The organism is Pseudoalteromonas piscicida (genome assembly GCF_002744175.1).
GTDB classification, from domain to species: Bacteria; Pseudomonadota; Gammaproteobacteria; order Enterobacterales; family Alteromonadaceae; genus Pseudoalteromonas; species Pseudoalteromonas piscicida_B.
Window position 1 is genome coordinate 28,935 of the sequence record NZ_NKHF01000072.1, and the last position, 26,272, is coordinate 55,206.

The 26,272-nt window shown below is 44.0% G+C and carries 25 protein-coding genes; 13 read left to right on the forward strand and 12 right to left on the reverse strand.

The window, feature by feature from the left end; translation table 11 throughout:
* Positions 1–2: 2 nt before the first annotated feature.
* The 3 genes from CEX98_RS15605 to CEX98_RS15615 all read right to left on the reverse strand — a co-directional run bounded on the left by CEX98_RS15605 (position 3) and on the right by CEX98_RS15615 (position 3,104).
* Positions 3–1,595, reverse strand: coding sequence for a S41 family peptidase (locus CEX98_RS15605; protein WP_099642966.1), 1,593 nt, complete (start codon positions 1,593–1,595; stop codon positions 3–5).
* A gap of 63 nt (positions 1,596–1,658) precedes the next feature.
* A complete protein-coding gene (locus tag CEX98_RS15610; protein ID WP_099642967.1) occupies positions 1,659–2,279 on the reverse strand; it encodes an endonuclease in 621 nt (206 codons plus the stop codon).
* A 114-nt stretch (positions 2,280–2,393) separates the two neighbouring features.
* Complete coding sequence (locus CEX98_RS15615; protein ID WP_099642968.1) at positions 2,394–3,104, reverse strand: hypothetical protein; 711 nt, start codon at positions 3,102–3,104, stop codon at positions 2,394–2,396.
* 153 nt (positions 3,105–3,257) lie between these two features.
* Here CEX98_RS15615 and CEX98_RS15620 point away from each other — a divergent pair, with 153 nt between their 5' ends.
* Positions 3,258–3,641: a hypothetical protein gene (locus tag CEX98_RS15620; protein ID WP_099642969.1), complete on the forward strand. Its 384-nt coding sequence runs from the start codon at positions 3,258–3,260 to the stop codon at positions 3,639–3,641.
* A 150-nt stretch (positions 3,642–3,791) separates the two neighbouring features.
* The gene (locus CEX98_RS15625) at positions 3,792–4,961 is read left to right on the forward strand and encodes a DUF3103 family protein (RefSeq protein WP_099642970.1); all 1,170 of its coding nucleotides are present in this window, start codon (positions 3,792–3,794) and stop codon (positions 4,959–4,961) included.
* Positions 4,962–5,015: 54 nt separating this feature from the next.
* Here the strand turns inward: CEX98_RS15625 and CEX98_RS15630 are convergent, their stop codons facing one another.
* Complete coding sequence (locus tag CEX98_RS15630) at positions 5,016–6,626, reverse strand: endonuclease (RefSeq protein WP_099642998.1); 1,611 nt, start codon at positions 6,624–6,626, stop codon at positions 5,016–5,018.
* 298 nt (positions 6,627–6,924) lie between these two features.
* Between CEX98_RS15630 and CEX98_RS15635 the strand changes: the two genes are divergently transcribed.
* The 5 genes from CEX98_RS15635 to CEX98_RS15655 all read left to right on the forward strand — a co-directional run bounded on the left by CEX98_RS15635 (position 6,925) and on the right by CEX98_RS15655 (position 12,709).
* The gene (locus tag CEX98_RS15635; RefSeq protein WP_099642999.1) at positions 6,925–8,742 is read left to right on the forward strand and encodes an assimilatory sulfite reductase (NADPH) flavoprotein subunit; all 1,818 of its coding nucleotides are present in this window, start codon (positions 6,925–6,927) and stop codon (positions 8,740–8,742) included.
* A 44-nt stretch (positions 8,743–8,786) separates the two neighbouring features.
* Positions 8,787–10,508 carry an assimilatory sulfite reductase (NADPH) hemoprotein subunit gene (gene cysI, locus CEX98_RS15640; protein WP_099642971.1) on the forward strand — a complete coding sequence of 574 codons (1,722 nt, stop codon included), beginning with the start codon at positions 8,787–8,789 and terminating at the stop codon, positions 10,506–10,508.
* Positions 10,509–10,549: 41 nt separating this feature from the next.
* The gene (locus tag CEX98_RS15645) at positions 10,550–11,290 is read left to right on the forward strand and encodes a phosphoadenylyl-sulfate reductase (RefSeq protein ID WP_099642972.1); all 741 of its coding nucleotides are present in this window, start codon (positions 10,550–10,552) and stop codon (positions 11,288–11,290) included.
* Positions 11,291–11,401: 111 nt separating this feature from the next.
* Positions 11,402–12,145 carry an amino acid ABC transporter substrate-binding protein gene (locus tag CEX98_RS15650; RefSeq protein WP_242441724.1) on the forward strand — a complete coding sequence of 248 codons (744 nt, stop codon included), beginning with the start codon at positions 11,402–11,404 and terminating at the stop codon, positions 12,143–12,145.
* A gap of 33 nt (positions 12,146–12,178) precedes the next feature.
* On the forward strand, positions 12,179–12,709 hold the full coding sequence (locus CEX98_RS15655) for a DUF4124 domain-containing protein (protein WP_242441725.1): 531 nt from the start codon (positions 12,179–12,181) through the stop codon (positions 12,707–12,709).
* A gap of 5 nt (positions 12,710–12,714) precedes the next feature.
* Here the strand turns inward: CEX98_RS15655 and CEX98_RS15660 are convergent, their stop codons facing one another.
* From CEX98_RS15660 to CEX98_RS15670, 3 genes are all read right to left on the reverse strand, one after another.
* Entirely contained in the window at positions 12,715–13,803 is a 1,089-nt protein-coding gene (locus CEX98_RS15660) for an NAD(P)/FAD-dependent oxidoreductase (RefSeq protein WP_099642973.1), read from the reverse strand.
* A 68-nt stretch (positions 13,804–13,871) separates the two neighbouring features.
* On the reverse strand, positions 13,872–14,090 hold the full coding sequence (locus CEX98_RS15665) for a hypothetical protein (protein ID WP_099642974.1): 219 nt from the start codon (positions 14,088–14,090) through the stop codon (positions 13,872–13,874).
* A gap of 78 nt (positions 14,091–14,168) precedes the next feature.
* On the reverse strand, positions 14,169–14,606 hold the full coding sequence (locus tag CEX98_RS15670; RefSeq protein WP_099642975.1) for a PaaI family thioesterase: 438 nt from the start codon (positions 14,604–14,606) through the stop codon (positions 14,169–14,171).
* Between the two features lie 95 nt (positions 14,607–14,701).
* Here CEX98_RS15670 and CEX98_RS15675 point away from each other — a divergent pair, with 95 nt between their 5' ends.
* Entirely contained in the window at positions 14,702–15,463 is a 762-nt protein-coding gene (locus tag CEX98_RS15675) for a hypothetical protein (RefSeq protein WP_099642976.1), read from the forward strand.
* Between the two features lie 105 nt (positions 15,464–15,568).
* Here CEX98_RS15675 and acnA read toward each other — a convergent pair whose 3' ends face one another.
* Positions 15,569–18,307, reverse strand: a complete 2,739-nt coding sequence (gene acnA, locus CEX98_RS15680; RefSeq protein WP_099642977.1) for an aconitate hydratase AcnA — start codon at positions 18,305–18,307, stop codon at positions 15,569–15,571.
* A 198-nt stretch (positions 18,308–18,505) separates the two neighbouring features.
* The gene (locus CEX98_RS15685; protein ID WP_099642978.1) at positions 18,506–18,874 is read right to left on the reverse strand and encodes an RNA-binding S4 domain-containing protein; all 369 of its coding nucleotides are present in this window, start codon (positions 18,872–18,874) and stop codon (positions 18,506–18,508) included.
* Between the two features lie 199 nt (positions 18,875–19,073).
* Here CEX98_RS15685 and CEX98_RS15690 point away from each other — a divergent pair, with 199 nt between their 5' ends.
* Complete coding sequence (locus CEX98_RS15690; RefSeq protein WP_099642979.1) at positions 19,074–19,343, forward strand: hypothetical protein; 270 nt, start codon at positions 19,074–19,076, stop codon at positions 19,341–19,343.
* Positions 19,344–19,426: 83 nt separating this feature from the next.
* Complete coding sequence (locus CEX98_RS15695; protein ID WP_099642980.1) at positions 19,427–20,089, forward strand: hypothetical protein; 663 nt, start codon at positions 19,427–19,429, stop codon at positions 20,087–20,089.
* On the opposite strand, the gene CEX98_RS15700 is transcribed toward CEX98_RS15695, so the two are convergent.
* The gene (locus tag CEX98_RS15700) at positions 20,066–21,073 is read right to left on the reverse strand and encodes an extracellular solute-binding protein (protein ID WP_099642981.1); all 1,008 of its coding nucleotides are present in this window, start codon (positions 21,071–21,073) and stop codon (positions 20,066–20,068) included. The two genes, CEX98_RS15695 and CEX98_RS15700, sit on opposite strands and share 24 nt — an antisense overlap.
* Before the next feature lie 51 nt (positions 21,074–21,124).
* On the opposite strand from CEX98_RS15700, the gene CEX98_RS15705 reads away from it, so the two are divergent.
* The 3 genes from CEX98_RS15705 (at position 21,125) to CEX98_RS23310 (ending at position 24,871) form a co-directional block, all read left to right on the forward strand.
* Positions 21,125–23,866 carry a putative bifunctional diguanylate cyclase/phosphodiesterase gene (locus tag CEX98_RS15705; protein ID WP_242441726.1) on the forward strand — a complete coding sequence of 914 codons (2,742 nt, stop codon included), beginning with the start codon at positions 21,125–21,127 and terminating at the stop codon, positions 23,864–23,866.
* 175 nt (positions 23,867–24,041) lie between these two features.
* A complete protein-coding gene (locus tag CEX98_RS15710; protein ID WP_242441727.1) occupies positions 24,042–24,638 on the forward strand; it encodes an arylamine N-acetyltransferase family protein in 597 nt (198 codons plus the stop codon).
* 8 nt (positions 24,639–24,646) lie between these two features.
* Entirely contained in the window at positions 24,647–24,871 is a 225-nt protein-coding gene (locus CEX98_RS23310) for a hypothetical protein (protein ID WP_242441728.1), read from the forward strand.
* A gap of 26 nt (positions 24,872–24,897) precedes the next feature.
* Here the strand turns inward: CEX98_RS23310 and cysQ are convergent, their stop codons facing one another.
* A complete protein-coding gene (cysQ, locus tag CEX98_RS15715; protein ID WP_099642982.1) occupies positions 24,898–25,668 on the reverse strand; it encodes a 3'(2'),5'-bisphosphate nucleotidase CysQ in 771 nt (256 codons plus the stop codon).
* A gap of 3 nt (positions 25,669–25,671) precedes the next feature.
* The gene (cysC, locus tag CEX98_RS15720; RefSeq protein WP_099642983.1) at positions 25,672–26,268 is read right to left on the reverse strand and encodes an adenylyl-sulfate kinase; all 597 of its coding nucleotides are present in this window, start codon (positions 26,266–26,268) and stop codon (positions 25,672–25,674) included.
* Between the last annotated feature and the right edge of the window lie 4 nt (positions 26,269–26,272).

Below are 26,272 nucleotides of genomic sequence, written 5' to 3' on the forward strand. Positions count from 1 at the left end.
CACTATGGCTCCTCAGGCTTTAGCAAAATCGCATGGTTACGCATAGGGTGCAATGGCAAGGTCACAGGCTCTCCTTGCACTTCGTGTTGCGGGAACGCGGCAGGTGCAAGCTGGATAGACTCAGGGCAACGACCTGTGTCGATATGCGTAAGCGCTGCGGCTAGCAAATCTTCATTTTGACTTCCTAATGGCTCTGAGAAATCATCAGCGACAATACAGCCAGGCACCTGTGATGACAGACCTATTTCCCCATTGCTTGAAGCGCCCGAAGGGGTAAAGCCATCGGCATAGTCACCAAACCCTTTGGCATTTTCAGAACCGAACTGGATAGTGTAGTAAACCGTGCCGCAGTTCTGGGCGGGCACAAACCCGTATGGTTTCCCTTGTGTTGTGCTACCGATAAGGAAAACTTCAACGTCAATACCGCGCAATCCATTGATTACATTTTCACTCGCAGAAGCAGTACCTCGAGTTGTCAGAATATAGACCCTAGGTAGAGAAACCGTAGGTAAATTGGTTGAGGTAAACTTATTTTCTGCCCAATTGATGACTCGAGGCTCAAACTCTGTTCGTTCTTCTTCTGCTGTACGCTTATCATTCAAGGTACTAAAGGAGAAGGTTTTATTTAGGCTATTATTACCCGCTATCATGTAGCCTAGCTGAGCCGCGATAACAACGCGACCACCGCCGTTGTAGCGCATGTCGAGTACTAATTCGTCGACAGGATCAGAAGTTACAAAGTCACTAAAGGCTTTGATCAAGTTGGTTTGCGCTGTTGGGATAAACTGGTTGAATTGCACATAGCCTACGCGTTTACCGCCATAGTTTATGATTTGGGCATTTTTTACGGCAGATATATTGATTTCGTCAGAAGTTAACGTAACAGACTTTTCATTACCGTCAGTATCTTCAAATACAAAGTCGTGCGGCTCACTTTGCGCCGGAGCCAAGCCTGCATTAAGTACAGTAATATTGGAGCCTGAAACAAAGTCAATGCCATCAATCGATAGCACTTTATCACCGCGCATGATTCCAGCCTCGGCTGCTGGTGAATCAGGCTCTACCTCAGCAACCGTAAAGTTACGTGGTGGAGCGCTTGAGATCACCGCCCAGCGTATGCCATACCCAGTTGTCACACCAGATTGTGCTTCTTTTTGAAAGTCTTCGTAAGATTCGTAATAATGAAATCGATCCTTATCATTGCCGTTTGCAGTTTTTTGATTGGTTTTCAGCTGGTCAAAGTAATCAATGACAGTGTCAAATTGTGTCGGATCATTGTCTTCTACTTCGTCATACCACAGGTAGGTTTCGTTAGTGAACGAACGTAACCACATTTTTTCGTGCATGGCTGTGCCCGCTCTATCTGGGTACGGTTGATCATTATTGTATGGATCCGTTCCAGTCCGTGGGGCCGCACAGTAATTGATAAATTGGCTCGAAGGGGAGAATTGGTTAAATGTCCACGTAGGTGGCTCGGTTTGTCCTGAGTTGTCGTTAGGGTTGCTAGTGCCTAATGAGTCACTGCCGCCGCCACCGCACGCCGCTAATAATAAGCTCATCGCTGTTGATGCGAAAACTAGAGTAATACGTTGCATCGTATTCACGTTCCTGTTTTAGTTTTATAACTAAAAACTAGCACTGCTTCGCTTTTCTCGCAATCACTGTTTCTGCCAAGCGGTGAACAATTTTCGCTGTTGGGCTGAAATTTTTAGCCCATAGGTTTTCTCCATATAAAAATACGCCTCAGCAATGCGCTTTCTTGCATAGTGTGGAGGTTCAATTCGGCGTAGTTTAAAATCAATTTTAACAGGACAGGCACCGTATTTGGCTTCCGTACTCGGCAACATACCAAAGCGAAAATTAGATCTGTCACCGTTGACCTCGCCAATGGCGGGGGCAAGGTTATGAATGTCAGCTTCCATTTTTCTAAATTGCTCACTGACTTTTCGGCAGTGTTTTCGACCACCGTCTTGCCAACACTGCAATTGGTGTCCAAACTCCCATGCAGATACAATGTGCTCCCACTCGATACGATGTGCACGAGCATTTACTTTACCACTTCTAGTGTATGGAAGCCTTGGCGTATAACCACAGCTTGCAGTGTCGGGGACTAGCTTCTTCTCCTGCTTTTTAATGTTGCAGCCACAATATAAGGTGCGAGTTTCGTCAGAGACCTGCTTTGATAAATATTGCTTGGCTTGATAAAAAGAAGTGAACGACTGAGCATGTGCCGTAAAGGCAAATAAACTCAATAAGAGAATACAGTAATATCGTGACATAACCTCTCACCAAAGGGTGGAATACAGGAAATGTCACTATATCAAAAAAATCATCAATGCAAACAGGGATATAACACTATCAGCTATCAATGCTGCCATAGCCCAAAGTTCAGTTTACTTCGCGAACTTGGTTCGCCGTTGACGCCAAGGTGGAGATTGTAGCAATAATAGTAATCCTGAGAGGCAAAACAGCACACTGGTGGCAGCAAAAGACACTAGTAGCGGGTTGTTAAAATCCTCCCTTTCATCATAGTCCATAATGTGTAGCATCCAAAAGAAGTCAAAAATACGCCACAATGTACTGCGAACCGTTAGCACTTCTGCGCTATTCGCAGTGAGATAAAGGGTGGTGGAAAGGGGATCGTCATACTCAATTCGCCAGATGTTTTCTCTATAGCCTGCTTCTCGAGGGCCAGTTTCAAGCAACTCGGCTTGCTTCACCTCTGCATCTATCAACAGATGTTTGTTAGCTTGTTGTATCACATGTTTTCGGCTCAGCGCGGACAAGGGAGCGCCAGTGATACCATTGAAAATCAGCGCTTCATCCTGATTGATTTTAATAATCGGCATATCAAGCACATGGCTAAACTGAAGTTGTGAGATCTGTCCCACGTTAGTAGCGATTTGGTTTAAATCAGCTTGATAGTCTGACGTTGTGAATGGGTTTACTAAGCTTCTTTTGACAAGGTGTTTACCATGGATTTTCTCTAGCGGAATGGCACTCATAACCAGTCCTCCCAGTAACCAAGCAAAGATCTGGAGAAACAGCAGGTAACCGAGGTACTTGTGGAGTTTACGTGCAGGTTTTAGCAGTTTTTTAATCATCACAATATGTTATTCTAGTTGTTCGTGAGTATGATAACTATAACGCACGGTACTTAGAATGTGACATATTGTCGCATTGTCCATAGGTAATGACCTATCATTCTGATTAGTAAGCCATTACTAAACTTAGTTTTACAAGGTAGCTTTTAACACATGTCTGAAATTCAATTTTTAAATGTCGATTTGGAACTGGAATCAAAGCAAGATATCAGCGCACTGGTTTCGGATTTGAAGCAAAACGCTATCGTCCTGCATTACGACCAAGATGACTTCCGTCAACTCGCCCGCATTGAAGCGAACACCAGTGAGCTAACACCTGATAAAGCCATTAACCAGCTATGTGAGCTGATAGAGTCCTGTTCAAAAGCGGCGTTGAAACAGTGGCTGAGCTGTACCAAGCGTACATTTGATATTGGATTTAACTCAGGAAAATCTCCGAAATGTTTCTCACAAGCACTGCATGCCGATACGTTGCTAAGAATCTCGGCAATTGGAGCTGGCATTGAAATCACTATCTACCCGGTAGAAGAATCATAATCATTTCATGCCACTAAGTGATATTGGTATAAAAACTCTAAAGTCTAGAATAAATTGTTTTAAATGTTAACCGTGTTAACTTATTGATAATTTATTTTTGTTGTTTTATCTTGCTTATTCGATTTCACGGATTATTTCTAGGAACGCAAGATGAAACAACATGTAACCTTTTCCACAATAATGATCGCGATGCTCGGTGGAGCGTCTTTCTCTAGCTTTGCAGCTGATAAGCATAATATAAATGCGTACAGCACACTTCAGCAACTTGATAAATTCAACGCCGCACCGGTTCAAATTGTCGATATTAAGAAGCAAATAGCGAAGGAGCTTGCCCAATCTCTCAATCAGATTGGCCCGCAAGTGCAAACACAGCTGAGCCAATATCAAGATACAGTTTCACTCGAGCAATTGCAGGTTCAAAAAAATACAGCGCAAGTGATGAGTGAAGCTAGCCAGTATACTCGTTCGCTAAAAGGGCTTACTGATCATACTTCAAACTTATATCAACTACGTCTTGCGTCTAGCGAAATGCTAACAAAGTGGCAACAAGGTGAGGCACCACTTATTGCGTTTGCTCCAAAAGGTGATGATAAGCATTGGCAATATGTAGAAGCATTTGATGAACTTGGGCAGTTACATTTACTGGACGCCCACAAAATGCCAGAGCGTCCAGTGCTTATTGTTGAACTTGATGGGAAAAAAGCAAAGGCTGAAGGGCTTGAGGTCATGAAGCGAGTATTTGCTGAGCGAGGCTTTGTCATGCCTTCTGCAAAGTTACAAACTACTGATGAAGCACAGCCTATCTCTACCAGTGTGTTAAAAAGAATTAGGCTAAATGACGACGAAGAACCTTGGGTATCTGGAGCGGCAGAGGTATACGGGGTAGTGACTGGGGTTAACCCATCTCGAGATGAGCCCGTGCTAGATATTGTGGATATGCCTTATCTGGATCATGACGGAACTGATTACACTCCAAATCAAATTATTATTCACTGGGAAAGATATCGTTGGCAAGCGGCTGATCTATTATTGATGGAACAAGATGACAATACCAACTATCAAGAGTTAGCTACTACCTTGCTCGATATTGTTACCCAAGTGATGCGCGCCATTCCTGATCCAAATGTGCAAGGTTATGCCTTGATCCCGCAACTGACGAATCAATTAATCAAAGCAATGCCAAGTCACTGGTTTACCAACGACGATGACTATGTTGACGTATTTTACACTTTGTTTGAAGGGCAAACCTACAACGGGCATATGGGCGCCAGTGGTAACGCAAAAGTAACGATTGAACCGCTAACTATCAACCCACGCTAAATATAGCGATGACAGTAATAATGAAAAAAGGCCAGTAAACTGGCCTTTTCTTTGTTACCAAATTGACTCTACAAACTCAGGATGATCTACAAATGGATTGCGATTACCTTGAAACTCATAGGCAGCTTGATTGCGTGCTTGCTCAAGGGCATCAACAGGATCTTCGTTGTGCCACCGCTTTAACATAGTTACCACCCAGCTTTCGAATACTTGATTTTGCGTGCCATTGAGCACGTCATTACTGTAACTGGTATTATTCTGCCAGTTAGCAATGACATCTTGATACCGAGTTGCCATGTAAAAATAAGCGCGAGCAAAGTCACCTTTAAAGTTGTCTATTGGCTCAAACACCGTACCATTGTATTGTATGCCGGATGCAGAACCGACACGGCTACCATTGCTTGACGTATATGATGCACTGCCTACCTCTCCAAACGGAAAGTTACTGCGTTTGGCATTCACATAGCCATCGGAGGCAAAAATATGATGGATATCAGAGTTCATTGGCTCCACTTTACCGCCGAACCAAGATTTCGGAAAAGAGTGCTCTCGGTTGTAACAGTCACCCTCACCACTGTAGCTACCACATTGTGAACCGGTAGACACATAATTGACACTATCACCAGTAGTAGGCTTTTCTGAATATCTATCTAAGATACTGTTGTCGTTTTCGAAGTAGCGATCACGCTCGTTCTGATCGATAAAATGCCAGATGGCGGAGTAACCCTGTGATTGGTGATTACGGATAATACGGTGTAACTCGGTTTTTAATGCATAGCCACTTAGTCCCACAGTTGAAGCGTAATAACCATCACCCGAAGGCGGAGGTGGTGTCGTGCCAAGCGTAAAAGTATGATCTTGACGGTTGCTAAATTGGCCTCCGGATGCCAGGTTAGTTGCACCTTGAGTTAAAGTATATTGGCCATTGCCGTTAGAGCAGCAAATACCGTCGCCATAGCTATCAAAAATACTAAAAGTGTAATTGCCGTCATTCAGACATAAGTTTTCATTGATGGTTTGATTGTTGCTATAGTCGCTGCCGCTGGCAATGATACTGTTTACTCCGTTGGTGATTTGCCAGCTTGTTTCGCTGCCATAATTATCCGTCACTAACGTAAGGCTGACAGTATGGTTTTGGCAGCTCTGTGGTGGTTCAGGTGTGGTGTTGCTCGGCTCAAAACCATCAACATACACAATTTCATTGCCATCAAAGCCAGTGCCATCATAAAAACGCAAGCCGACATTGATTGCTTTGGTTGCCGTTGCGGTGTAGGTGTGGGTTATTTGCTGCCATTGGCCAACATTAAACTGATCAGAATAGCCATGATAGCCATCTACGACCATTCTTGCTTTAACTCCTCCTTCAGTGTGGTAAACCCAACTACTAAATTGGTAGCTTTTACCGGCTTCGACATTTACCTGTTGTTGTAAGTCAGTACTGCTTTGCGTTGTGGTAGTCACTTGGACTGCCGCAGCATAACTGCCTTCCTTTACCAAAGAAGTGGTTGCAGAGAGTGTAATGCCTGAGTCTATTGTGGTCCACCCGCTAGGCGCTTGTCCGCTCCAGTTTTCGAATCCACCATTGCTGACTTGTGCGGCAAGGTTTGCGCTAAGCAGTGCGCAACATGATCCTAAGATCAGGTATTTATATTTCCCGTGTTTCATTGTTGGTCTCATTATTATGTTTATCTCTATTATTGATTTGTCGGTTTTGACAGGTTGATTTTGCATCAACTCTGTTACGATAATGTTAATCTTTTTGGTGGTTAAATATCGCACTTCTTTTAAGCTGTTTTCTTTGGACTTTTCAATCATCAATAACTAAAAGGAATATAAAAGCAGATTCTATTCTTTTTGATCTCCGACTTTGCCACGTATGCTTCAGGCTTATAAAAGTAGGCTGCGCCTTGCGCGAGCCAGTTATGCAATGAGCAAGCAAACCTTTTGGGTACGGGGATCCATGATGTTGTTAAGTCAACTTAATGCTGCAGCAAGTCCGCTGACACAAGAACAACTGCAAAAACTACAAGGCTTAGTTGGAGAGTTAAATCCAATTCAACAGGCTTGGGTGAGTGGCTATTTAGCTGCAACCGCAAATTCAGCTGCATTATCTGGCGTCGCCGGGCAGGCAACTGCGGGCGCAGGAGATGCCGCACCACTGACTATTCTATTTGGTTCACAAACTGGCAACGCAAAAGGAGTAGCTAATCAAATCAAAGCACAGGCCGAAGCGCGTGGCTTAACGACTAAGCTTGTGAACATGGCGGATTACAAGCCTGCTAACCTGAAGAAAGAAAAGTTTTTAGTGATTGCCGTTTCAACCTATGGTGAAGGTGAGCCACCAGAAGATGCAGAGGCATTACATGAATTCTTAGTTGGTAAAAAAGCGCCTAAACTTGAAGGTGTGAAGCAAGCGGTAATTGGCCTTGGCGACTCAAGCTATGAGTTCTTTTGCCAAACGGCAAAAGATTTTGAAGCACGCCTAGCAGCCCTTGGCGCTGAAATTGTCATTCCGCGTGCTGATTTAGATGTGGATTATGAAGCCGAAGCGCAAGCATGGATAGCGCAGGCATTAGATGTTTTAGAGCCGGAGCTGAAAGCTCAGCAACAAGCTGGTGGTGGAAACGTTATCAGTATGCCATTTGGCGCACCGCAGGCCGCAGCGAGTCAGTACACTAAGCAAAACCCTTTCGCAGCTGAATTAAGCGTCGTGCAAAAAATCACGGGTAGAAACTCAAGTAAAGATGTGCGTCATATTGAGATCTCATTAGAAGGGTCAGACATTACCTATCAGCCGGGTGACTCACTTGGTGTTTACTTCCTAAATGACCCTCAAGAAGTCGCGAACATTTTAGCACTACTGCAACTAGATAAATCACAAACCGTCAAGGTAGGTGAATTAGAAGTCTCACTAGAAACGGCTCTTGTGGAGCACCTTGAACTCACGCAGTCATATCCTGGGTTTGTCGAGAAATATGCTATCGCGACTGGGAATGAGGAATTAACGGCGTTGGTAAACGACAAAGCCGCGTTGCGTAGTTATATTGAAACGCGTCAAATCTTTGATGTCATTAAGCAAAATCCAGCAACGATTGAAGCGCAGGCATTAGTCGACTGCTGTCGCAAATTACAAGCGCGCCTTTACTCCATTGCTTCAAGCCAAGCTGAGGTAGAAGACGAAGTGCACTTAACGGTGGGGTTAGTTGAGTTTGATGCATTTGGTGAAAAGCATTTTGGTGGCTGCTCTGGTTATCTGTCAAATCGCGCTGAGGAAGGCACTAAAGTGAAAGTATTCAGCGAGCACAATGACAACTTTAGGCTACCGACAGACAACACAACACCGGTGATCATGGTGGGTCCTGGTACTGGTATTGCGCCTTTTAGAGCATTTTTACAAGAGCGTGAAGCTCGTGAAGCAGAAGGTCAAAACTGGTTATTCTTTGGGAATCCACATTTTACGGAAGACTTCCTGTATCAGGTAGAAATTCAAAAATACGTGAAGTCGGGCTTGTTGACTCATGTAGATTTGGCATTTAGCCGTGACCAAGCTGAAAAGATTTATGTGCAGGACAAACTGCGCGAGAAAGGTGAAGAAGTGTTTGCATGGCTAGAAAAGGGTGCTCACTTCTACGTATGTGGTGACGCCAGCAGAATGGCGAAAGATGTACACCAAGTATTAATCGACATCATTAAAACCCATGGAGGGAAAGATGATGAGCAAGCTGAGCAATATCTTAAAGAGTTGCGTAGCGCAAATCGTTATCAGAAAGACGTCTACTAACGCGTCTTGTTATACCGTCAGCCAATTATAATGTAGGAAAGACAATGAGCAATTCTGAAATCAAACCGAATAGTAAGCTCGATTCAAGCGCGAAGTTTTCTGATAACGAGCGTTTGAAGTCACAAAGTGCCCACTTACGTGGCTCTATTTCAACGGATCTGACCGATCAGTTAACAGGGGGTTTTACTGCTGATAACTTCCAGCTGATCCGTTTCCATGGTATGTATCAGCAGGATGACCGTGACATTCGTCCTGAGCGCACAAAGCAGCGTCTTGAGCCATTACATAATGTGATGCTTCGAGCACGGATGCCTGGCGGTATCATCAAACCGCACCAATGGTTGGCGATTGATGAGTTTGCTGCGGATAAAACGATGTACGGTAGTATTCGTTTAACTACCCGCCAAACCTTCCAGTTTCACGGGGTATTAAAGCCTAATATTAAAGGGATGCATCAGTTATTGCACAGTGTGGGTATCGACTCTATTGCAACGGCGGGTGACGTTAACCGCAATGTACTGTGTACAACTAATCCGGTTGAATCTGAATTACACCAAGAGGCTTATCAGTGGGCGGCTAAGATCTCGGAGCACCTGCTGCCAAAAACCAAAGCATATGCTGAGATTTGGTTAAACGGTGAAAAAACAGAAACGACAGCTGAGCCTATCCTAGGTGATACCTACCTTCCGCGTAAGTTTAAAACGACGGTAACGATTCCACCTAACAACGAAGTGGATGTTCACGCTAACGATCTGAACTTTGTTGCTATTGCGCAAGAAGGTAAGTTAGTTGGCTTTAACGTACTTGTAGGTGGTGGTCTTGCCATGACTCATGGGGACGTTAACACTTACCCTCGTAAAGCCGATGATTTTGGTTTTATCCCGCTTGAACATACTTTAGCGGTAGCCGAGCACGTTGTATCGGTACAACGTGACTGGGGTAACCGGGTTAATCGCAAAAATGCGAAAACTAAGTACACCTTAGATACTTTTGGTACGGAAGCGTTTAAAGCCGAAGTTGAAAAGCGTGCAGGTATGCAGTTTGAGCCAACCCGTCCTTATGAATTTACTCACCGTGGCGATCGTTTTGGTTGGGTTGAGGGGATTGATGGTAAACATCATCTGACGGTATTTATTCAAAATGGCCGTATTTTAGACTTCCCTGACAAGCCGTTGAAAACGGGTTGCCGTAAAATTGCAGAAATCCACAAAGGCGATTTCCGCATGACGGCTAACCAAAATCTAATTATCGCAGGCGTTGCATTAGAAGATAAAGCGGAAATCGAAAAAATTGCTCGTGAACACGGTTTGATCGACGATGACCATTCTGAGCAACGTAAGAACTCAATGGCTTGTGTATCACTACCAACTTGCCCATTAGCGATGGCGGAAGCTGAGCGCTATTTGCCGGACCTAGTGACTAAAGTGGAAGGCTTATTAGAAAAGCATGGTGTTGCAGACGAGAATATTATTCTCCGTGTTGTGGGTTGCCCGAATGGTTGTGGCCGCGCAATGCTAGCGGAAGTGGGTTTTGTTGGGAAAGGTCCTGGTAAGTACAACATGTATCTAGGTGGTAACCGTGAAGGCACTCGTATTCCAAAATTGTATTTGGAAAATGTAGCTGAAGATGTCTTCCTTCCAGCCCTAGATGAACTAATTGGTCAATGGGTGAGCGAACGTCAGGAAGACGAATGCTTTGGCGATTTTGTTATTCGTAAAGAAATAGTCGCTGAAGTGAAAGTCTCTAAAACCGATTTTTACGCTTGATTTAAATAGGGCAGCTTTGCGCTGCCCAGTGGATGAGAAAAATGAGTGATTTTAAGCAAATATTGACTTTGGACAGTGCTACACAGCAAATGCTACTGGCTGACGCTAATGCCTTGTTGACTGATAAAACGGCTGAACAAAGAGTAGCTTGGGCACTTGAGCATTTACCTGAGACGCACTTTTTATCGTCGAGTTTCGGTATCCAAGCGGCGGTCATGTTACACCTGTTGACGCAACAACGGCCTGATATCCCCGTGGTACTTACCGACACAGGTTATCTATTTCCTGAAACATACCAGTTTATTGAAGAGCTATCGGCACGCCTGTCGCTTAATCTAAAAGTATACCGTGCTAAGCAGAGTCCAGCGTGGCAAGAAGCAGTGCATGGTAAGCTATGGGAGCAGGGCGAAGCTGGTATCAAGAAGTACAATACGCTGAATAAAGTTGAGCCGATGAGTCAGGCATTACAGGACTTAAATGCTGGTACTTGGTTTAGTGGCCTGCGTCGTCAACAGTCTTCAACGCGTGCCGATAAACCCATTGTTGAGTTAAGTCGTGGTACGGTAAAATTCTACCCAATTATCGATTGGCATAACCGTGATGTGTATCAGTATTTGACCAAGTTTGACCTGCCTTATCACCCGCTGTGGGAGCAAGGTTACGTCTCTATGGGAGATGTACATACTACGCGTAAATTAGAACCAGGCATGACGGAAGAAGAAACGCGGTTCTTTGGTCTTAATCGGGAGTGTGGCCTTCATATAGATGGGGATGGCATCTAGCACCTCAATATGCATGAATAATGTTGAGTATGGCCTCATTTTTTTGACTTGGAAATTCGCTGTGATCGGTCATACTTAGTCTATTATTTATTCAAAGTCTAGGAGGTGGCTTTGATCTACTTCCCCAAGACTATCGGTGCGATTGCGTTTTATTTGTTATCGCACTATGCGCAAGCTGCAAATGCTTCCCTTGATGGCAAGTTTATTAACTTTGCAGTGCAGTATTACCCGCCATTCACCATCGAGCATGCATCAGATCAAGGGGTGATCATTGATGTGTTCAACCACTTTGCAAGTCAGTATAACTACCAACCAAACTACCTAATTTATCCCGAAAAGCGCTCATCTGTTGCAATCGAAAAAGGCAATGTGGATGTGCGTATGGAGTCGGAAAAGTGGTATCGTGGCACGATGCAAATGTGCTGGAGCGACCCAATTTACATCATCGAAGATGTGGTTGTTACGCATAGACAAGCCGAAGAATTTGATGTGGCAGACGTAAAAGCCCATTTATTTTTGGGTCGCTTTGGATACACCTACCCGCAGCTAGAGTCTTATTTTGAAAGTGATACATTGCAACGTAAGGACTATTACTCCGAAAGCGATATTTTGTCTGTCTTGGCTGGGGGAAGTCATAAATCGATAGCGTTTTCTATCATCGGCAAGCCCACCTTGCGCTGGTATCAGCTTAAACATCCTAAGTTAAAAGGTCTGATCACGATCCGTGGAGTCTCGGACGTGCTCCATTGCAATTACAGTTTGGCCAAACGCAACGGGCAAAGCAGTTGTGCGATGACTTTAACCGCTTTTTTATCGACTTTAAAAAAACGGAAAAATTTAATCAAATACTGCTAAAGTATGGACTCTAAGGAAAGTGAGGAGGTGAGAATGAAAGCAGCAAGTTATTTGATGATTATGATTATGTTGGTGGCCGTGGCGTGTTTATTTGTATTGAAGCGACCAGACGGAAAACCTTGGCTGAGTACTGATGCAATCACCGAGTCGGTTGAGCAGAGCACCGCCAAGCTTAAACAACACAGTACCAATGCCTTTGAGCAAGTTAAATCACACACTCAGCAGCTGGTCACCAACGAAGGGCAAGAGGTCAAAGAAAGCGTGAAAGTGTATCGTTGGCAAGATGAGAACGGGCAATGGCATTATTCTGACAAGCCAAACCCAGCTGGTCATTCTCAAGCATATCAAATTGATGAGGACAAGATCACTGTGGTGGCTGCCGAAGATACGAGCATTCTAACGCGTAAGTCGTCACAAGAACCAAGTAAAACCACTTCTACGGCATTGCCAACAGCGTTAAACCCTGCGGCGGTGAAGCAAGTAATGGATGACGCAAAAAATGTACAAAAACTGATGGACGAAAGAGCCAAGAAGATTGACGAGGCGTTGAAGGAAAACCATTGAGCAGGCTATAAGCGCTGCTCAACATATTCTGCAATTGCAAGGCAGGCGGTCAGTCCTGGAGATTCAATTCCCATCAAATTGACAAAGTTCGCAATACCATGCGTGGCCTCAAACTCAATAACAAAGTCACTTTGTTGATGGCGGTCTAGCTTCGGTCTGATCCCTGTGTAGTCTGGTGTCAGTCGGTTTGGGTCAAGACCCGGCCAGTATTGTTTTATTGCTCTCACAAATTGTGCCTTTTGTGCGTCATCAAAACGATAATCTATGTTGTTAACATACTCAGTATCGGGGCCAAATTTTACTTGCCCCGCTAAATCTAACGTAGCATGTATCCCTAAACCGTGAGTATTTGGAATTGGATAAACAAGGTGAGCGAATGGATGCTTACCTTGATAGCGATAATAGCGACCACGACAGTAATACGCCTTTGCTTGCGTCTTACTGCTGCCCGTTATCTTCGCCATCACATCCGGTGCTGTTAGTCCTGCACAGTTAATCAGCTGCTCACAGCTGAGCGTATAGTGCTCATTGTTGCAGTGCATTGTTACGGTAAAGCCTACAGCGGTTTGCTGTGATTGGATAAACTCTGTTTGGGTTGCAACAATCCCCCCGTTGGCTTCAATTTCTGCAACTAAAGACAGCATCAGCTGGTGGCTGTCCAGAATACCTGTTGAAGGAGAAAAGAGTGCGCTGTGGACAGTTAAATCGCTGAGGTGTTGGTTAATGGTGTGAGTAGAAGCAAAATCAACATCAGTGACAGAGTTGTTGTGCGCTGCTTGTTTGATACGTGCGAGTTGCTGCGCCTCTTCTGCATTTGTGGCGACGATAAATTTACCGAGCTGCTGACATGGAATATTAAGTCGCTGGCAACGGTCGTAGAGGAGTACCTTACCGTTAATACACAAGCGCTGCTTAAGGCTGTCTTTAGGGTAATAAATCCCAGCATGGATCACTTCACTATTACGGCTACTGGTATGTTCGCCAAAGTGAGTTTCTTTGTCGATCACAATAACGCTACGACTGTGGCTAAGTCTGGCTGCAATTGCAAGGCCTACAACGCCTGCACCGATAATAAGCGTGTCGATTTTATCCACTGATTCACACCAATATAAATATAGTCACTTTGGGTGCTGTAAATATACCCTAAGATCAAATAAGTGCGTTAATCTTTGTGTTCACGACGCATCAGTAAAATGGTGAGATAGATTTTAGTGGGTAAGGAACAAATTAGCCCGATAGCAATGCAGCTTGCACCGAGCACAAACCCTTTTGGTCCAAGCTCATTGAGCCACTCAGTCGTCAATATGGTGTGGCCTGTAAAAATCAAAACCAGCCCTATCACTATGAGCACGTGCAATGGCCAAAGTTTTTGAGTTGACATCATAGCTACCTCACTATTTTGTATGGTGCAATAATAATGAGGCGGATTTGATTTTATGAAATTGTGATAGATCAACTTTTAACGCGATATCACCGCAGCGGTCATTCTAGCAATACAGCACAGTTCATTTTTACTATTGTTAATGCGGATCTCCCATACTGACGAGCGCTTTCCTAGATGTACAGGGCGAGTAGTGGCGGTCAACGTACCTGTTCGAGAAGCTTTCAGGTGGTTGGCATTTATTTCTTGTCCAACACAATAAAACCGTTCGGTATCGACAACAAAGTTTGCTGCATAGCTCGCAACGGTTTCAGCCAGTGCTACATTGGCACCACCGTGTATCATTCCCATGGGGTTATGGTGTTGTGGGATTGCGGGCATAGTAGCAACCAAATAATCATCGCCTACCTCACTGATTTCTATACCTAAGGTCTTCATGAGTGTCCCTTTACCAGAAATGCCTTCTTCCAACGATTTACATAAAGCTAAGTCTACGGGTTTAAACCAAATTGACATAAACGTCTCTCTTTTAGATACATATGCTTACACTTTTTTACTATGGCGATTTTTTCTCATCGTTACAATCTTTGCATTAACGTAAAGGGGAAAATATGAAAGCATTATCGCTGGTAGGGCTATTACTTTATTCAAGTTTCAGCTTAGCCAATTCACATGAAGTGAGCGTTGGATTTGGTGAATTTTTAGAAATAGAAGATGGATTTTTAGGCGTTCAATATAAACATTATCTACAAGCACTAGAGGATACCGACACGCCTTATCGTTTACAGGGATATGTGCAAAAAAGTAATAATTTTTCAGCAGGTGGATTTCAAAATGATGATTGGCAGCTATATCAAGCAGATGCAGAGTTTTTCATTAAACGACATTGGCGAGTGGCGTTCGATGTTACTCAGTTTCGAGATGATTCAGCTGACTCTACTGCAACGCGAGACACAATAGCTATAGCGCAAGTGGGGCGTTTTGTAAGTGATACGATGCAATTAGGACTCACACTTATTAGCCAGCGTTCCGAATTTCGTCACTTTGCTATGGACGAAGACAGTACTGAAACTGTCTTTGCGCCGTTTTTCCGCTATACCGAAGTCAGTAATGGTGTTGGCTGGGATGTGAAAATGCAAAAAGTTGCGGCAGAGTCTGATTTCTGGCAAGTCAATGCTGGCTATTATTTTGCAAAGAATTGGCAGGTTGCTGTGTCTGCACGATTAAGAGAGGATGAGTTCGATAAGTCTATTGTGGAGCTACAAAGCGAATATTGGCTAAACGCACATTCTGCACTGCGATTTGGCTTAGGTACTGATCTTGACGACGGTGGAATAAACACCATTACGTTTATTTATACCGGTCGATTTTAATCTAATGCGATTGGTATAACATGCTCAGTAAGCCACAGTAGCAAGATAAGATAAAAATAACGCCAGCTGAGTGTGCTGGCGTTAATATAGTTCGTTAAGCTTGGGTTAGTTGAGCATTTGTCTCAACACATACTGCAATATACCGCCATGTTTATAGTATTCCCACTCTTTTGGCGTATCTATGCGAATGTCTGCTGAAAACTGCGTTTCTTTACCGTCGGCATTTTTAGCGGTAACCACAACTTCAGTTGCCGTGTCGTAGATCCCTTCGATTTCAAATTCCTCTTCGCCGCTTAAACCAAGCTCTTCGTGACCTTCACCTGACTTGAACTGCAAAGGTAGCACACCCATACCGATAAGATTTGAGCGATGAATACGCTCATAACTCTTGGCGAGCACGGTTTTTATACCAAGCAGTAATGAGCCTTTGGCAGCCCAGTCTCTTGATGAACCTGTACCATATTCACTTCCAGCTAATACCACCAAGGGAGTATTGCGCTGTTGATACTGCTCTGCAGCATCAAATATACTCATTAACTCGCCATCAGGTAATAATCGGGTGATCCCACCTTCTGTACCTGGTGCTAACTGGTTGCGTAAACGGACATTCGCAAAGGTGCCACGCATCATCACTTCATGGTTACCACGACGCGACCCATAAGAGTTAAAGTCAGACTGTTTCACACCTTGCGCTTGCAAGTATTCACCTGCTGGGGCTGAAGCTTTGATATTACCAGCTGGAGAGATATGGTCGGTGGTGACCGAGTCTCCGAGTTTGGCCAGACATCGCGCACCTTTAATGCTTGGGATCCCAGGTGGCGCTTTTGTCATATCGTCAAAGAACGGTGCTTTGCGAATGTAGGTAGAGTCATCCTGCCAGTTATAGCGTTCGCTTTGGTTAACGGCGATCTCTTGCCAGTGTTTATCCCCTTGGTAAACATCAGCATAGTTTTTGGCAAACATTGCTTGAGTCACTGTTTGAGAGACCAATTCGCTGACTTCTGAAACCGATGGCCAAATATCTTTTAAGAAAACATCTTTGCCCTCTTTTGTTTGGCACAATGGCTCATTGTACACATCAATGTCTGTGCGACCTGCTAGTGCATAAGCCACAACCAAAGGCGGTGAAGCAAGAAAGTTCATTTTCACATCTTGGTGGATCCGTCCCTCAAAATTGCGGTTACCGGATAGAATAGAGCTGACAACCAACTGATGCTTTACAATGGCTTCGTTTATCTCTGTCGGTAATGGACCTGAGTTACCGATACAAGTTGTACAGCCGTAACCAACTAAATCAAAGCCCAGATCTGCAAGTGGTTCAAGCAGCTCAGCTTGTTTAAGGTAATCAGTCACCACTTTAGAGCCAGGTGCGAGTGAGGTTTTAACCCAAGGCTTAGGTGTTAACCCGAGTGCTTTGGCTTTTTGCGCAACTAAGCCTGCTGCGAGAATCACACTGGGGTTCGAGGTATTGGTACAGCTAGTGATAGCTGCAATGACACAGGCACCATCGACTAATTCAAACGTTTCTCCTTTGTAAGTAACCTTACCGGCTCCTAAGGTTGCAGGCTCGTCTTGAGCGACACGCGAGGCGCCACCTTCACCAACAGTTCGCGCTTCATCTTGGTTGGAATCTGCATTTTTTTCGCTACGTTCATGCTGAAACTCACCTAAATGTGCTTGGATAGTCTTACCTGCATCATTCAGTGGGATCCTATCTTGGGGTCTTTTTGGTCCTGCAAGGCTCGGCACAACTGTAGCTAAATCGAGTGTTAATACATCGGTATAAAGTGGCTCATCACCAGGCTCTCGCCACATACCTTGATGTTTGGCATAGCCTTCAATAAGCGCAATCTTTTCTTCATCACGGTTGGTCAAACGCAGATATTCGAGGGTTTCGTTATCAATAGGGAAGATCCCACAGGTTGCACCATACTCAGGTGCCATATTGGCAATTGTGGCTCTGTCAGCCAAGGGTAGCTCAGCAAGTCCATCGCCAAAGAACTCAACAAATTTACCTACTACTCCGTGCTCACGTAGCATTTGCGTAACGGTGAGAACTAAATCGGTTGCTGTGGTCCCTTCAGGTAGTTGACCTTCTAGTTTAAAGCCAACAACTTGTGGAATGAGTAAGGAGATGGGCTGGCCCAGCATCGCAGCTTCGGCTTCAATGCCGCCAACACCCCAACCTAAGATCCCCAGTCCATTGATCATGGTGGTATGTGAGTCTGTACCGACAAGGGTATCCGGGTACGCGAAGGGCATACCATCAATTTCTTTTTCAAATACGACTCTAGCCAAATACTCTAGGTTGACCTGATGCACGATACCGGTTGCTGGTGGCACCACTTTGAGATTATCAAATGCGCCTTGCCCCCAGCGCAAAAACTCATACCTTTCTTTATTGCGCTGGTATTCGAGTTTTGCATTGAGATCAAATGCGCCATCATGACCGTATTCATCGACTTGCACTGAGTGGTCTATTACCATTTCTGCAGGGGAGAGTGGATTGATTTTATTTGGATCCCCGCCAAGCTTTGCCATTGCGTCACGCATGGCTGCAAGGTCAACGATAGCAGGCACTCCCGTAAAGTCTTGCATCACGACGCGGGCCGGAGTAAATGCCACTTCTTTACTGGGCTTTTCCTCAGGCTTCCAATTCAGTAGGGCATCAATGTCTTGTGCCGTGACGTTTTTGCCATCTTCATGACGAAGTAGGTTTTCTAGTAAGATTTTCAGAGAAAATGGCAGTCTTTTCGTTCTGTCGCTCAATGCTGGAAGTGAGTGAATATGGACCTGACGCTCGCCGACGGTAAGCTGAGTCAGGGTGTTATATGAATTATTCATGCTTGACCCTTTTCCTTATTCTAATCATGCAAAGCAATTTGCATAGAATGTACCAGTTGCAGGCTTGCTGCATTTTTGTACTTCTATAGTCCTAGTGTTGAAAAAGGGATTTTTCAAGAGGGAAGTGCACTTTAGCGGCGCATAGGTGCACTACATCGGTGAGAAAAAAGTCATGAACTGTTGTGAAATCGATACAAATTAACCAAAAGAAATTGGTTTTCTGCCTGTATTTTTGTCCACTTGTGTGTAAGATTTTCCCGACTTTTGTCGTTTTTTCTTACCGGCTGAAGGCGTTGCCTTCGGTTTTGGGGTGGCAACTGCCCTTGGTTGAGGCGTTGCATCAGGCGCTAACGTTAAATGAAACTCATCACCGTCAAAATGTAGCACATCACCAGAATAAATCTTTTTTCGCTTTTGTGTACATACTTCATCATTAAGCGCCACATACCCTTCAGTAATCAATAACTTGGCATGTCCTCCTGTTTCTGCTAAATCAAGTACTTTCAACAGGTTGCATAACTCTATCGGTTCTTCTTCGAGTTCAATTTCAATAAACCCATCTTGCATATTCATTACCTCAATGTTCGCAGTGGATAACACATGGTCAGTGTCTTCATTGCCTTAATCGATAGTATATAAAATTACTGCGATGAATGACGAAACTTTTTCATTAAAACCTGAGTCTTTAACATTACTGAAGCATTTGGTGTGTATCTTGCACGCCGACCACGCGATTTGTTTTTATCAGTATTTTATGGAGGCAACGATGGGGATTCGCACAGCATTAAGAAAAGAGCTTATGAATGTAGATAAGACAGATCTGATGACCGCGGATGATGTACGTCACTATTTGAATGAGTCTCTTCCACAAGCCAAGGACAAACTCTCAGTTATCTCTCGCTTTAATGAGCACCACAGTCAAGTTCAGGCTGGGTTACCGAGTCAAGAGCAACACTTAAGTTATCAACAACACCGGTTATTTAAAGATATTCTCTACCCTAAAAAGTCGGTAGAAAGTTGGTTATCAAGGTGTTAGCCTAACACTTTGATAATGCTGAGGTGATCGGGCCTTCACCCTAAGAAGGCTGAGTGAATCAAAGCGTAACACCAAGGAAGACAATGTCACGTGTTGTTGCAATAGTCGCTTTATTATTGAGTGGATGTAGTACCCCAACTTTGCATATCTTTGAGTCCGGTCTTGATGACGGTACGAGAGCCAAGTTAGTTCAAGCATTAGCAAAACGAGATATTCATTACCGCTTTACTGAACTACCCGTACCACAAGAATATGAGAATGCACGGCTCAATATTCCGCCGATGACTTCAGGTGATGATTGGCTGAGAGATATTGAATATGCGGTAAAAGAGATTGGCTTTAATAGGCTAACAGTTTCAGAGTTTAATATGGAAAGACACCGTTATACACCGAATAATGCTGGGCTGTATTTGGTGCAAAACAGAGTTGCTCAGACTCTGCCGGGTTTATTATTTGCTCATCAATGCCAAGATGATTCGATTCAGTTGCAACTGAAACCCAATGGTTATTGGCAGCAAGTGGGCACTCAGTATCAAGGGCGTTGGAATTACGAGAGTAGCTTCCTGACCTTAACTTGGCGTGAGAGACCAAATCAAGCTCCTTATCAACAAGTGTATGCCGAGCACGAGCATACAGTGCAAACATTGCAAGGACCCAAACCCGCAAAAACATTTACTAGACAGCAGCTTTTCGATAGGCCCGTGCCGGTATTTAACTGTGATTTACAAGTGATCTTTGCTGAGTGAGTTGACCACGTGCTGGGCACGTGAGACTTGCTGCAAACCGAGCTTTACCTGTTGCGTTGCAGGGGTAAATGGAGGAAGCACGGTTTGTGCGTGTTGAATTACTGGGTATTCATGAAGCAAATTAGCATACATGGACTGAGTACTTGGTTTTAATAAGAACTCAACAAATAGCAAGGCATTTTGTGCATTGGGTGAGTGCTTTGCTATCGCGACAGTCGTTGTAGAGATTGCTGTTTTCCCCGAGTGCATTTTTAAATAGTGCACTTCTAATTGCTCGGCAAGTGCTTTATCACGCTTATTTTCTGAGTGTTGCATCATACTCCAATAATAGTGATTAGCTAACGCAAACTCACACTGGCCTTGTGCTAGGGAGCGCAGTTGATCTCTGTCTCCTCCTACAGGACGTTTTGCTAATAACGAGTTTGCCTTGTCGATCCATAAGAAATCCTCGCTATCAGACGAAGCGTATAGGCTAGATGCTAACGTTAAGTTATAACTATGAGACCACTGGCGAATGCAAAATTTCCCATGGTAAAGCGCCTTATCTAAATCTGAAAAATACTCGGGTAGTGGTGTGGCAGTCCCTTTTTTTCGGAATAATGCTCGTGTCCTTATGGAGACACTAATCCAACGTTTATCATCATCTTTAAGTTCTAGGTCGACTTCTTGCCAGTTCTGAATTTTATCGATAGGACGTAATAGTGCTTTATAATCATGAAGCTGGATTAGATCGGAAGTAAGTAAAACATCGGCCTTTGAATTGGCTCCATCATTTTTGAGACGCTCAAGCAGCTGAGCCGATTTACCATTTACCAGGTTTACCGTGATCCCGGTTTCTTTTTCAAATGCCTGAAGAACGGGTTGAATTAATTCATATTTTCTAAATGAATAGACATTGACCGCTGAGCTAGTTCGCTGCTGATCAGCCGCTTGACTAAAATGTACCCAAAACAGTAAAAAAAGGAAAAGTTTACTTTTATTCATTGCAAATAAGAATTATTATCGAATGAGTTTAGCATACAATGTTTAGTAAATATGTCCAGACTTAAACAACACCTTGGCAGTGACAGCATGACATCTAACGCAAAGCAAGTCGCCGTGCGTAGGGCTCCAGCTGTTGGTCTAGTGCTGCTACTCACTGTATTGTGCTATATAGGTGTCGTCGTGGATGCTTATTATCAACAGCAGTTAAACCAGAAAAGGGCACAAGAGCTTTCGCGATTAGAGTACTTGCTTGATGGTAAACTTCAGCATGTTGCACATTTGCTGTACTCAATAGATGCCTATCTAAATACCCATCAACATACTGACTTTTACGAAATTGCCTCGTCACAACTTAGTACGACCAATTTAGGCCTGAGCATGGAAACTTACGCGTTGGTTACCACTGCACAATTCTCTAAATTGGAGCAAATACAACGCGCAAAAGGATATTTTGATTTTAAAGTAAGGCAAGAGTCAGAAAGTGAGGCGGCACAATGGCTGGTTGTTACCAACGCAGCGCCAGTCTATGAAGTTGGGCAAACGGTGGGTACTGGGCGAGCCGTCACCCAAGATATCTTTATCCAGCGTAGTGAAAATAACCTCACGACATTCGCTTGGCCAAGCCAAAATAAATTGAGCTTACTGATTGCACAACCCAACGAAAACGAGTTTAGGAGTATGCTTGGACTCAGCTTTGAGCTACCGGTACTACTTGATGCATTGTTTGGCCAGCTATATCAACAGCGTAAGCAACATTTGGTCGTTGTCTCTGAAGGAAAGCGCATTTACAGTTCTGACTGGCAGCAGCAATTTGGATTGGATGAATTACCCGCCAGTGCGCAGCACACCATGGATTTTTATGGCTTGTCCATCACCATGAAGCTTTTTGATGAAGCCCGTTTACATCCTAGTTGGCTGAATAACCACAAAATTTTAATTGGGCTGTTCTTAGTAGTATTTTCTATTTGTATCGTATTGGTGTGGTCGCAACTGAGACAGCTTAGAAATCGAAATAATACCATCAATAGCCTAGTGGTAGAGCGAACCAAGCGGTTAGAAATTACCAATCAAAGGCTGCAAATCGAATCGAATAAAAGGCTGGGGGCGTTGCAGCAACAGGTAGCTGCTGAGCGTAAATACAAAAGCTTGTTTATCAACAGTCACGAAGGCCTTTTTGTACTCGATAGCCATGGTTATATCGTCGACTCAAACCCTGCGTTTAATCGCTTACTTTTTGATGGTGAGATGCCACCGCCGGGGACTTGCTTCTCCTCATTAATCCAAGATCATGAATATCGTGCCGAGTGGCAACAAATTGTGAGTACCAAGCAGGCACATCAAGAGGTAGAGTGGTTGGCTAAGTCAACGGCTGGTGAACACATTTGGTTGCGGCATTCAGGCAATTGGTTACTTCAGCCAGATAGTTGTTTGTATGAAGGTCGCGTAACAGATGTTACCCAAGCAAAACTGTTTCAAGAACAATTAAGATATAAAGCACAGCACGACAGTTTAACGGACTTATTAAATCGTCAAAGCTTTATATCTAGAGTCGATAACGTGCGCAGTCACCATGATGCTCGTTACACTTTATTATATATCGATTTAGATAGATTCAAGTTGATCAATGATACGCTCGGGCATCAAGCAGGTGATAAATTGCTGGTTGAATTTGCATCTAGAATGCGGCAACTACTTAGTGGTTATGCTGATATTGCTCGGCTAGGGGGGGATGAGTTTGCGGTACTCATTCAGGATGAGCATTTGTATCAACCTGTTGAAGGCGTGCTAGAAGATATTCTTGCGCGGATCCGGGCACCATTTTCGTTCAAAGAACACCTTCATAGTATTAGTGGCAGTGTTGGCGTTCGCCATTTCACTGTACCTTGCGTAAATTACGATGCCGAAAAGCTGTTGCATGATGCAGATATTGCCATGTATGAAGCAAAAAAAAGAGGGAAAAATACCTACCATATATTTACCAATGCCATTGCTAGTGAGGCAGGGCGTAAGATCCAAGTAGAGCAAGCGCTTCACGCAATGGACCCAGCACAAGAATTAAGGCTTAACTTGCAACCAGTTTATTGTCAGCAAGGCAAAACACTTAAGGGCTTTGAGGCGTTGTTACGGTGGCACAGTCCCGTCTTAGGAGAGGTAAGTCCTGCTGAGTTTATCCCCATTGCTGAACAGTGCGCAAAGATAACTGAGTTAGGACGTTGGGTATTTGAACAGGCGCTTCGTTTTATTGTAGAAGTCGGAAATGAAGCCTTGTTCGTGGCCGTTAATATTTCTCCTTTACAGCTGCAGTCTCAAGCATTTGTTGATTGGCTGATCGCTAAGTGTGACGAAGCCGAGGTAGCTGTGAGTCAAATTAAGCTGGAGTTGACAGAGTCCGCGATGATGGCGGAGGAAAACATGCTTATTGCGCCATTAAATCAGCTTCACCAAGTTGGTTTTGGAATCTATATTGATGACTTCGGTACCGGCTATAGTAGTCTAGCTCGACTCAATCACCTCCCTGTTGATGGTGTCAAAATAGATAGAGCGTTTATGGCGGACATTGAGTATGGCGGAAAAGCGACGCAGCTTATCGAAGCAATTTGTGCCATCGCCAAAAGTTTTAATCTTGTAGTCACCGCAGAAGGGATAGAAACACGAGCTCAGCTCAGCACATTATCGCAACTATATTGTCATCAAACCCAAGGTTACTTCATGTCTAAACCATTGTCAGTCAAAGAGGCCAAACACTTGGCGATGCCGCAAAGGAAAGTTCATCAGCTTTTTGCATCGTGTTAATTGGCTGAGCTTTGGTTAATGAATGCCTTTCTAGCAGCTTTTTTTAGCTCACTTCTTATCCAAATCTCTGATTAGTTAAGTTGTAGTTCTGTGTATCAAATAAATTTGAAAATTCCTATTGACCTTAACATGGGTTGAGGTTTTAACCTGACTTTATCAACTTTAGGAGTCAATCATGGAATTAGAAGCGAATATTAACCAGTACCTTAACAGTTTATCCTTGCAGCATCTTGCAGGTATTGAGTTGGTCACCGAGTTACAACAAAAACACCTTGCACACTACGCGTTCTCCAGTATTAATGCCATGTATGGAGAGCGCTTGTTACTTGACCCACAACCACTATTTGAACGTTTAGTGGATCATAAACAAGGTGGTTACTGTTTTGAGCATAACAAGGTTTTATTTTTAGCGCTGCAACAGCTTGGTTTTAGTGTGAGGCCCGTGTTGGCGAGAGTTATGCTCAATGGTAATCCTGCGAATCCACGCTCGCATCGAATGACTGTGTTGCAGCTTGATGGCGAGCAGTATCTGGTGGATGCTGGTTTTGGAGTGAAGTCTCCTCGCCTTCCGTTAAATATTAATCAGGCTTTAACTATTCAGGGTCGCCAGACCTATCAAGTGCAAACTGCAGAAAACACAGTCAAAGTGACTTTGCTAGAAGAGGGAGAAGCACCATTAACTTTGTACCATGTCGATCTTGCTGAGGTATTTGAGTCCGATTGTGAAGTTGCACACTTTTATTCTCATCAGCATCCGGATGCGCATTCGTAAACAATTTAGTGGTTTCTCGCATTACAGATTGTCATCGCTACCTGTTGCGTAATCAGCGTTATTTTGAGTGGCATGAATGCGATGGCAGTGTGACTGAACAGGAAATTGAGAGCTTTGCGCAGTTGGAACAACTGGTGAGAGAAACGTTTTTACTTGATACCCCACAAGATATACTGAAAAGTGTATATGACAAGGTACTAACGCGTGCCGCAAATAAACCAGTCGACCGTTAACGCGACTGGTTTATGCTTATCTTGAACTAATCTGCTAATCTTGAAACCACAAAATATGGGTTAAGATAATCGGCTTTTTGGTTGTAGCGTAAGGGCTCACCATTTACTTGACTCACCTTTGCACCTGCAATGCTCGCTACGGCATGTCCCGCTCCAGTGTCCCACTCTGATGTTGGACCAAGGCGCGGGTAAACATCGGCTTTACCTTCAGCGACCAGACACAGTTTAAGAGAGCTGCCTTTTGGCACCATATCTACTTGCTCAAAACGTGTGAGGTATTCAGCCAGATCTGGTGATGGGTGTGAGCGCGACCCCACAACTTTAATCATACCTTGATTCGGCTTGGTTGTTACTTTTAGTTCAATCCGCGCTTCGCCAGTTTGTTTGAAGGCGCCAATGCTCTTTTCAGCAAGGTAGCTTTCATTGAGTGCCGGTGCATGAACAACACCGAGAATGGGTTCACCATTGTGGATCAGTGCAATATTGACGGTGAATTCGCCATTTTTCTTGATGAACTCTTTGGTGCCGTCGATTGGATCGACAAGCCAATATTCCTGCCACTGTTGACGCGATTCCCACTCAATATCCGCGCTTTCTTCACTCAAAATAGGGAGATCTGGTGTCAGGGCTTTTAGACCTGCAACAATAATTTTATGTGCAGCGAGATCTGCCTCCGTAACAGGGCTTTCATCTTCTTTATATTCGACAGTAAAGTCCTTGGCATAAATCTCCATAATCGCTTCACCAGCGCGAATACTCAGATTTAATACTTCTTCCAGCAGATCCGTATGATTCATGACTTACCCTATGATATTTTTTGACTCTAGATAGTTTATTAGCTGCTGGACAGACTCTGCCAGCGACTGCTCAGCAGTATTTAAACATATTTCTGGATTAATAGGGGGCTCATAAGTCGAATCTATGCCAGTAAAATGTTTTATTTCTCCTGCTCGGGCTTTTTTGTACAGGCCTTTGGGATCTCGCTGCTCACAAACTTCCAATGGCGTATCTAAATACACTTCAATAAATTCATCGCTTTGTACCAGTGAGCGAACCATATCTCGCTCTGCCTGAAATGGGGAAATAAAGGCGGTGAGCACCATCAGTCCTGCATCCACCATGAGTTTACTCAATTCACCCACACGGCGGATATTCTCGACTCTGTCCTCATCACTAAAGCCCAAATCTTTACATAACCCATGACGGACATTATCGCCATCGAGTAGGTAAGTATGAATGCCTTGTTCTTGCAGGGCATGTTCCAGCGCATTAGCCACAGTACTTTTCCCGGAGCCAGAAAAACCAGTAAACCACAGTATGCAAGGCTTATGACCCTTCAATTTGCTACGCTGGGTTTTATCTACGGCATAATTATGCCAAACAATATTTTCGTCCATATTC

Bases quoted from the DNA above. Each gene is read 5' to 3' on its own strand.
- CEX98_RS15605 (WP_099642966.1), bottom strand. From the start codon at position 1,595: ATGCAACGTATTACTCTAGTTTTCGCATCAACAGCGATGAGCTTATTA.
- CEX98_RS15610 (WP_099642967.1), bottom strand. From the start codon at position 2,279: ATGTCACGATATTACTGTATTCTCTTATTGAGTTTATTTGCCTTTACG.
- CEX98_RS15615 (WP_099642968.1), bottom strand. From the start codon at position 3,104: ATGATTAAAAAACTGCTAAAACCTGCACGTAAACTCCACAAGTACCTC.
- CEX98_RS15620 (WP_099642969.1), top strand. From the start codon at position 3,258: ATGTCTGAAATTCAATTTTTAAATGTCGATTTGGAACTGGAATCAAAG.
- CEX98_RS15625 (WP_099642970.1), top strand. From the start codon at position 3,792: ATGAAACAACATGTAACCTTTTCCACAATAATGATCGCGATGCTCGGT.
- CEX98_RS15630 (WP_099642998.1), bottom strand. From the start codon at position 6,626: ATGAAACACGGGAAATATAAATACCTGATCTTAGGATCATGTTGCGCA.
- CEX98_RS15635 (WP_099642999.1), top strand. From the start codon at position 6,925: ATGTTGTTAAGTCAACTTAATGCTGCAGCAAGTCCGCTGACACAAGAA.
- cysI (WP_099642971.1), top strand. From the start codon at position 8,787: ATGAGCAATTCTGAAATCAAACCGAATAGTAAGCTCGATTCAAGCGCG.
- CEX98_RS15645 (WP_099642972.1), top strand. From the start codon at position 10,550: ATGAGTGATTTTAAGCAAATATTGACTTTGGACAGTGCTACACAGCAA.
- CEX98_RS15655 (WP_242441725.1), top strand. From the start codon at position 12,179: ATGAAAGCAGCAAGTTATTTGATGATTATGATTATGTTGGTGGCCGTG.
- CEX98_RS15665 (WP_099642974.1), bottom strand. From the start codon at position 14,090: ATGTCAACTCAAAAACTTTGGCCATTGCACGTGCTCATAGTGATAGGG.
- CEX98_RS15670 (WP_099642975.1), bottom strand. From the start codon at position 14,606: ATGTCAATTTGGTTTAAACCCGTAGACTTAGCTTTATGTAAATCGTTG.
- CEX98_RS15675 (WP_099642976.1), top strand. From the start codon at position 14,702: ATGAAAGCATTATCGCTGGTAGGGCTATTACTTTATTCAAGTTTCAGC.
- acnA (WP_099642977.1), bottom strand. From the start codon at position 18,307: ATGAATAATTCATATAACACCCTGACTCAGCTTACCGTCGGCGAGCGT.
- CEX98_RS15685 (WP_099642978.1), bottom strand. From the start codon at position 18,874: ATGCAAGATGGGTTTATTGAAATTGAACTCGAAGAAGAACCGATAGAG.
- CEX98_RS15690 (WP_099642979.1), top strand. From the start codon at position 19,074: ATGGGGATTCGCACAGCATTAAGAAAAGAGCTTATGAATGTAGATAAG.
- CEX98_RS15695 (WP_099642980.1), top strand. From the start codon at position 19,427: ATGTCACGTGTTGTTGCAATAGTCGCTTTATTATTGAGTGGATGTAGT.
- CEX98_RS15700 (WP_099642981.1), bottom strand. From the start codon at position 21,073: ATGAATAAAAGTAAACTTTTCCTTTTTTTACTGTTTTGGGTACATTTT.
- CEX98_RS15705 (WP_242441726.1), top strand. From the start codon at position 21,125: ATGTCCAGACTTAAACAACACCTTGGCAGTGACAGCATGACATCTAAC.
- CEX98_RS15710 (WP_242441727.1), top strand. From the start codon at position 24,042: ATGGAATTAGAAGCGAATATTAACCAGTACCTTAACAGTTTATCCTTG.
- cysQ (WP_099642982.1), bottom strand. From the start codon at position 25,668: ATGAATCATACGGATCTGCTGGAAGAAGTATTAAATCTGAGTATTCGC.
- cysC (WP_099642983.1), bottom strand. From the start codon at position 26,268: ATGGACGAAAATATTGTTTGGCATAATTATGCCGTAGATAAAACCCAG.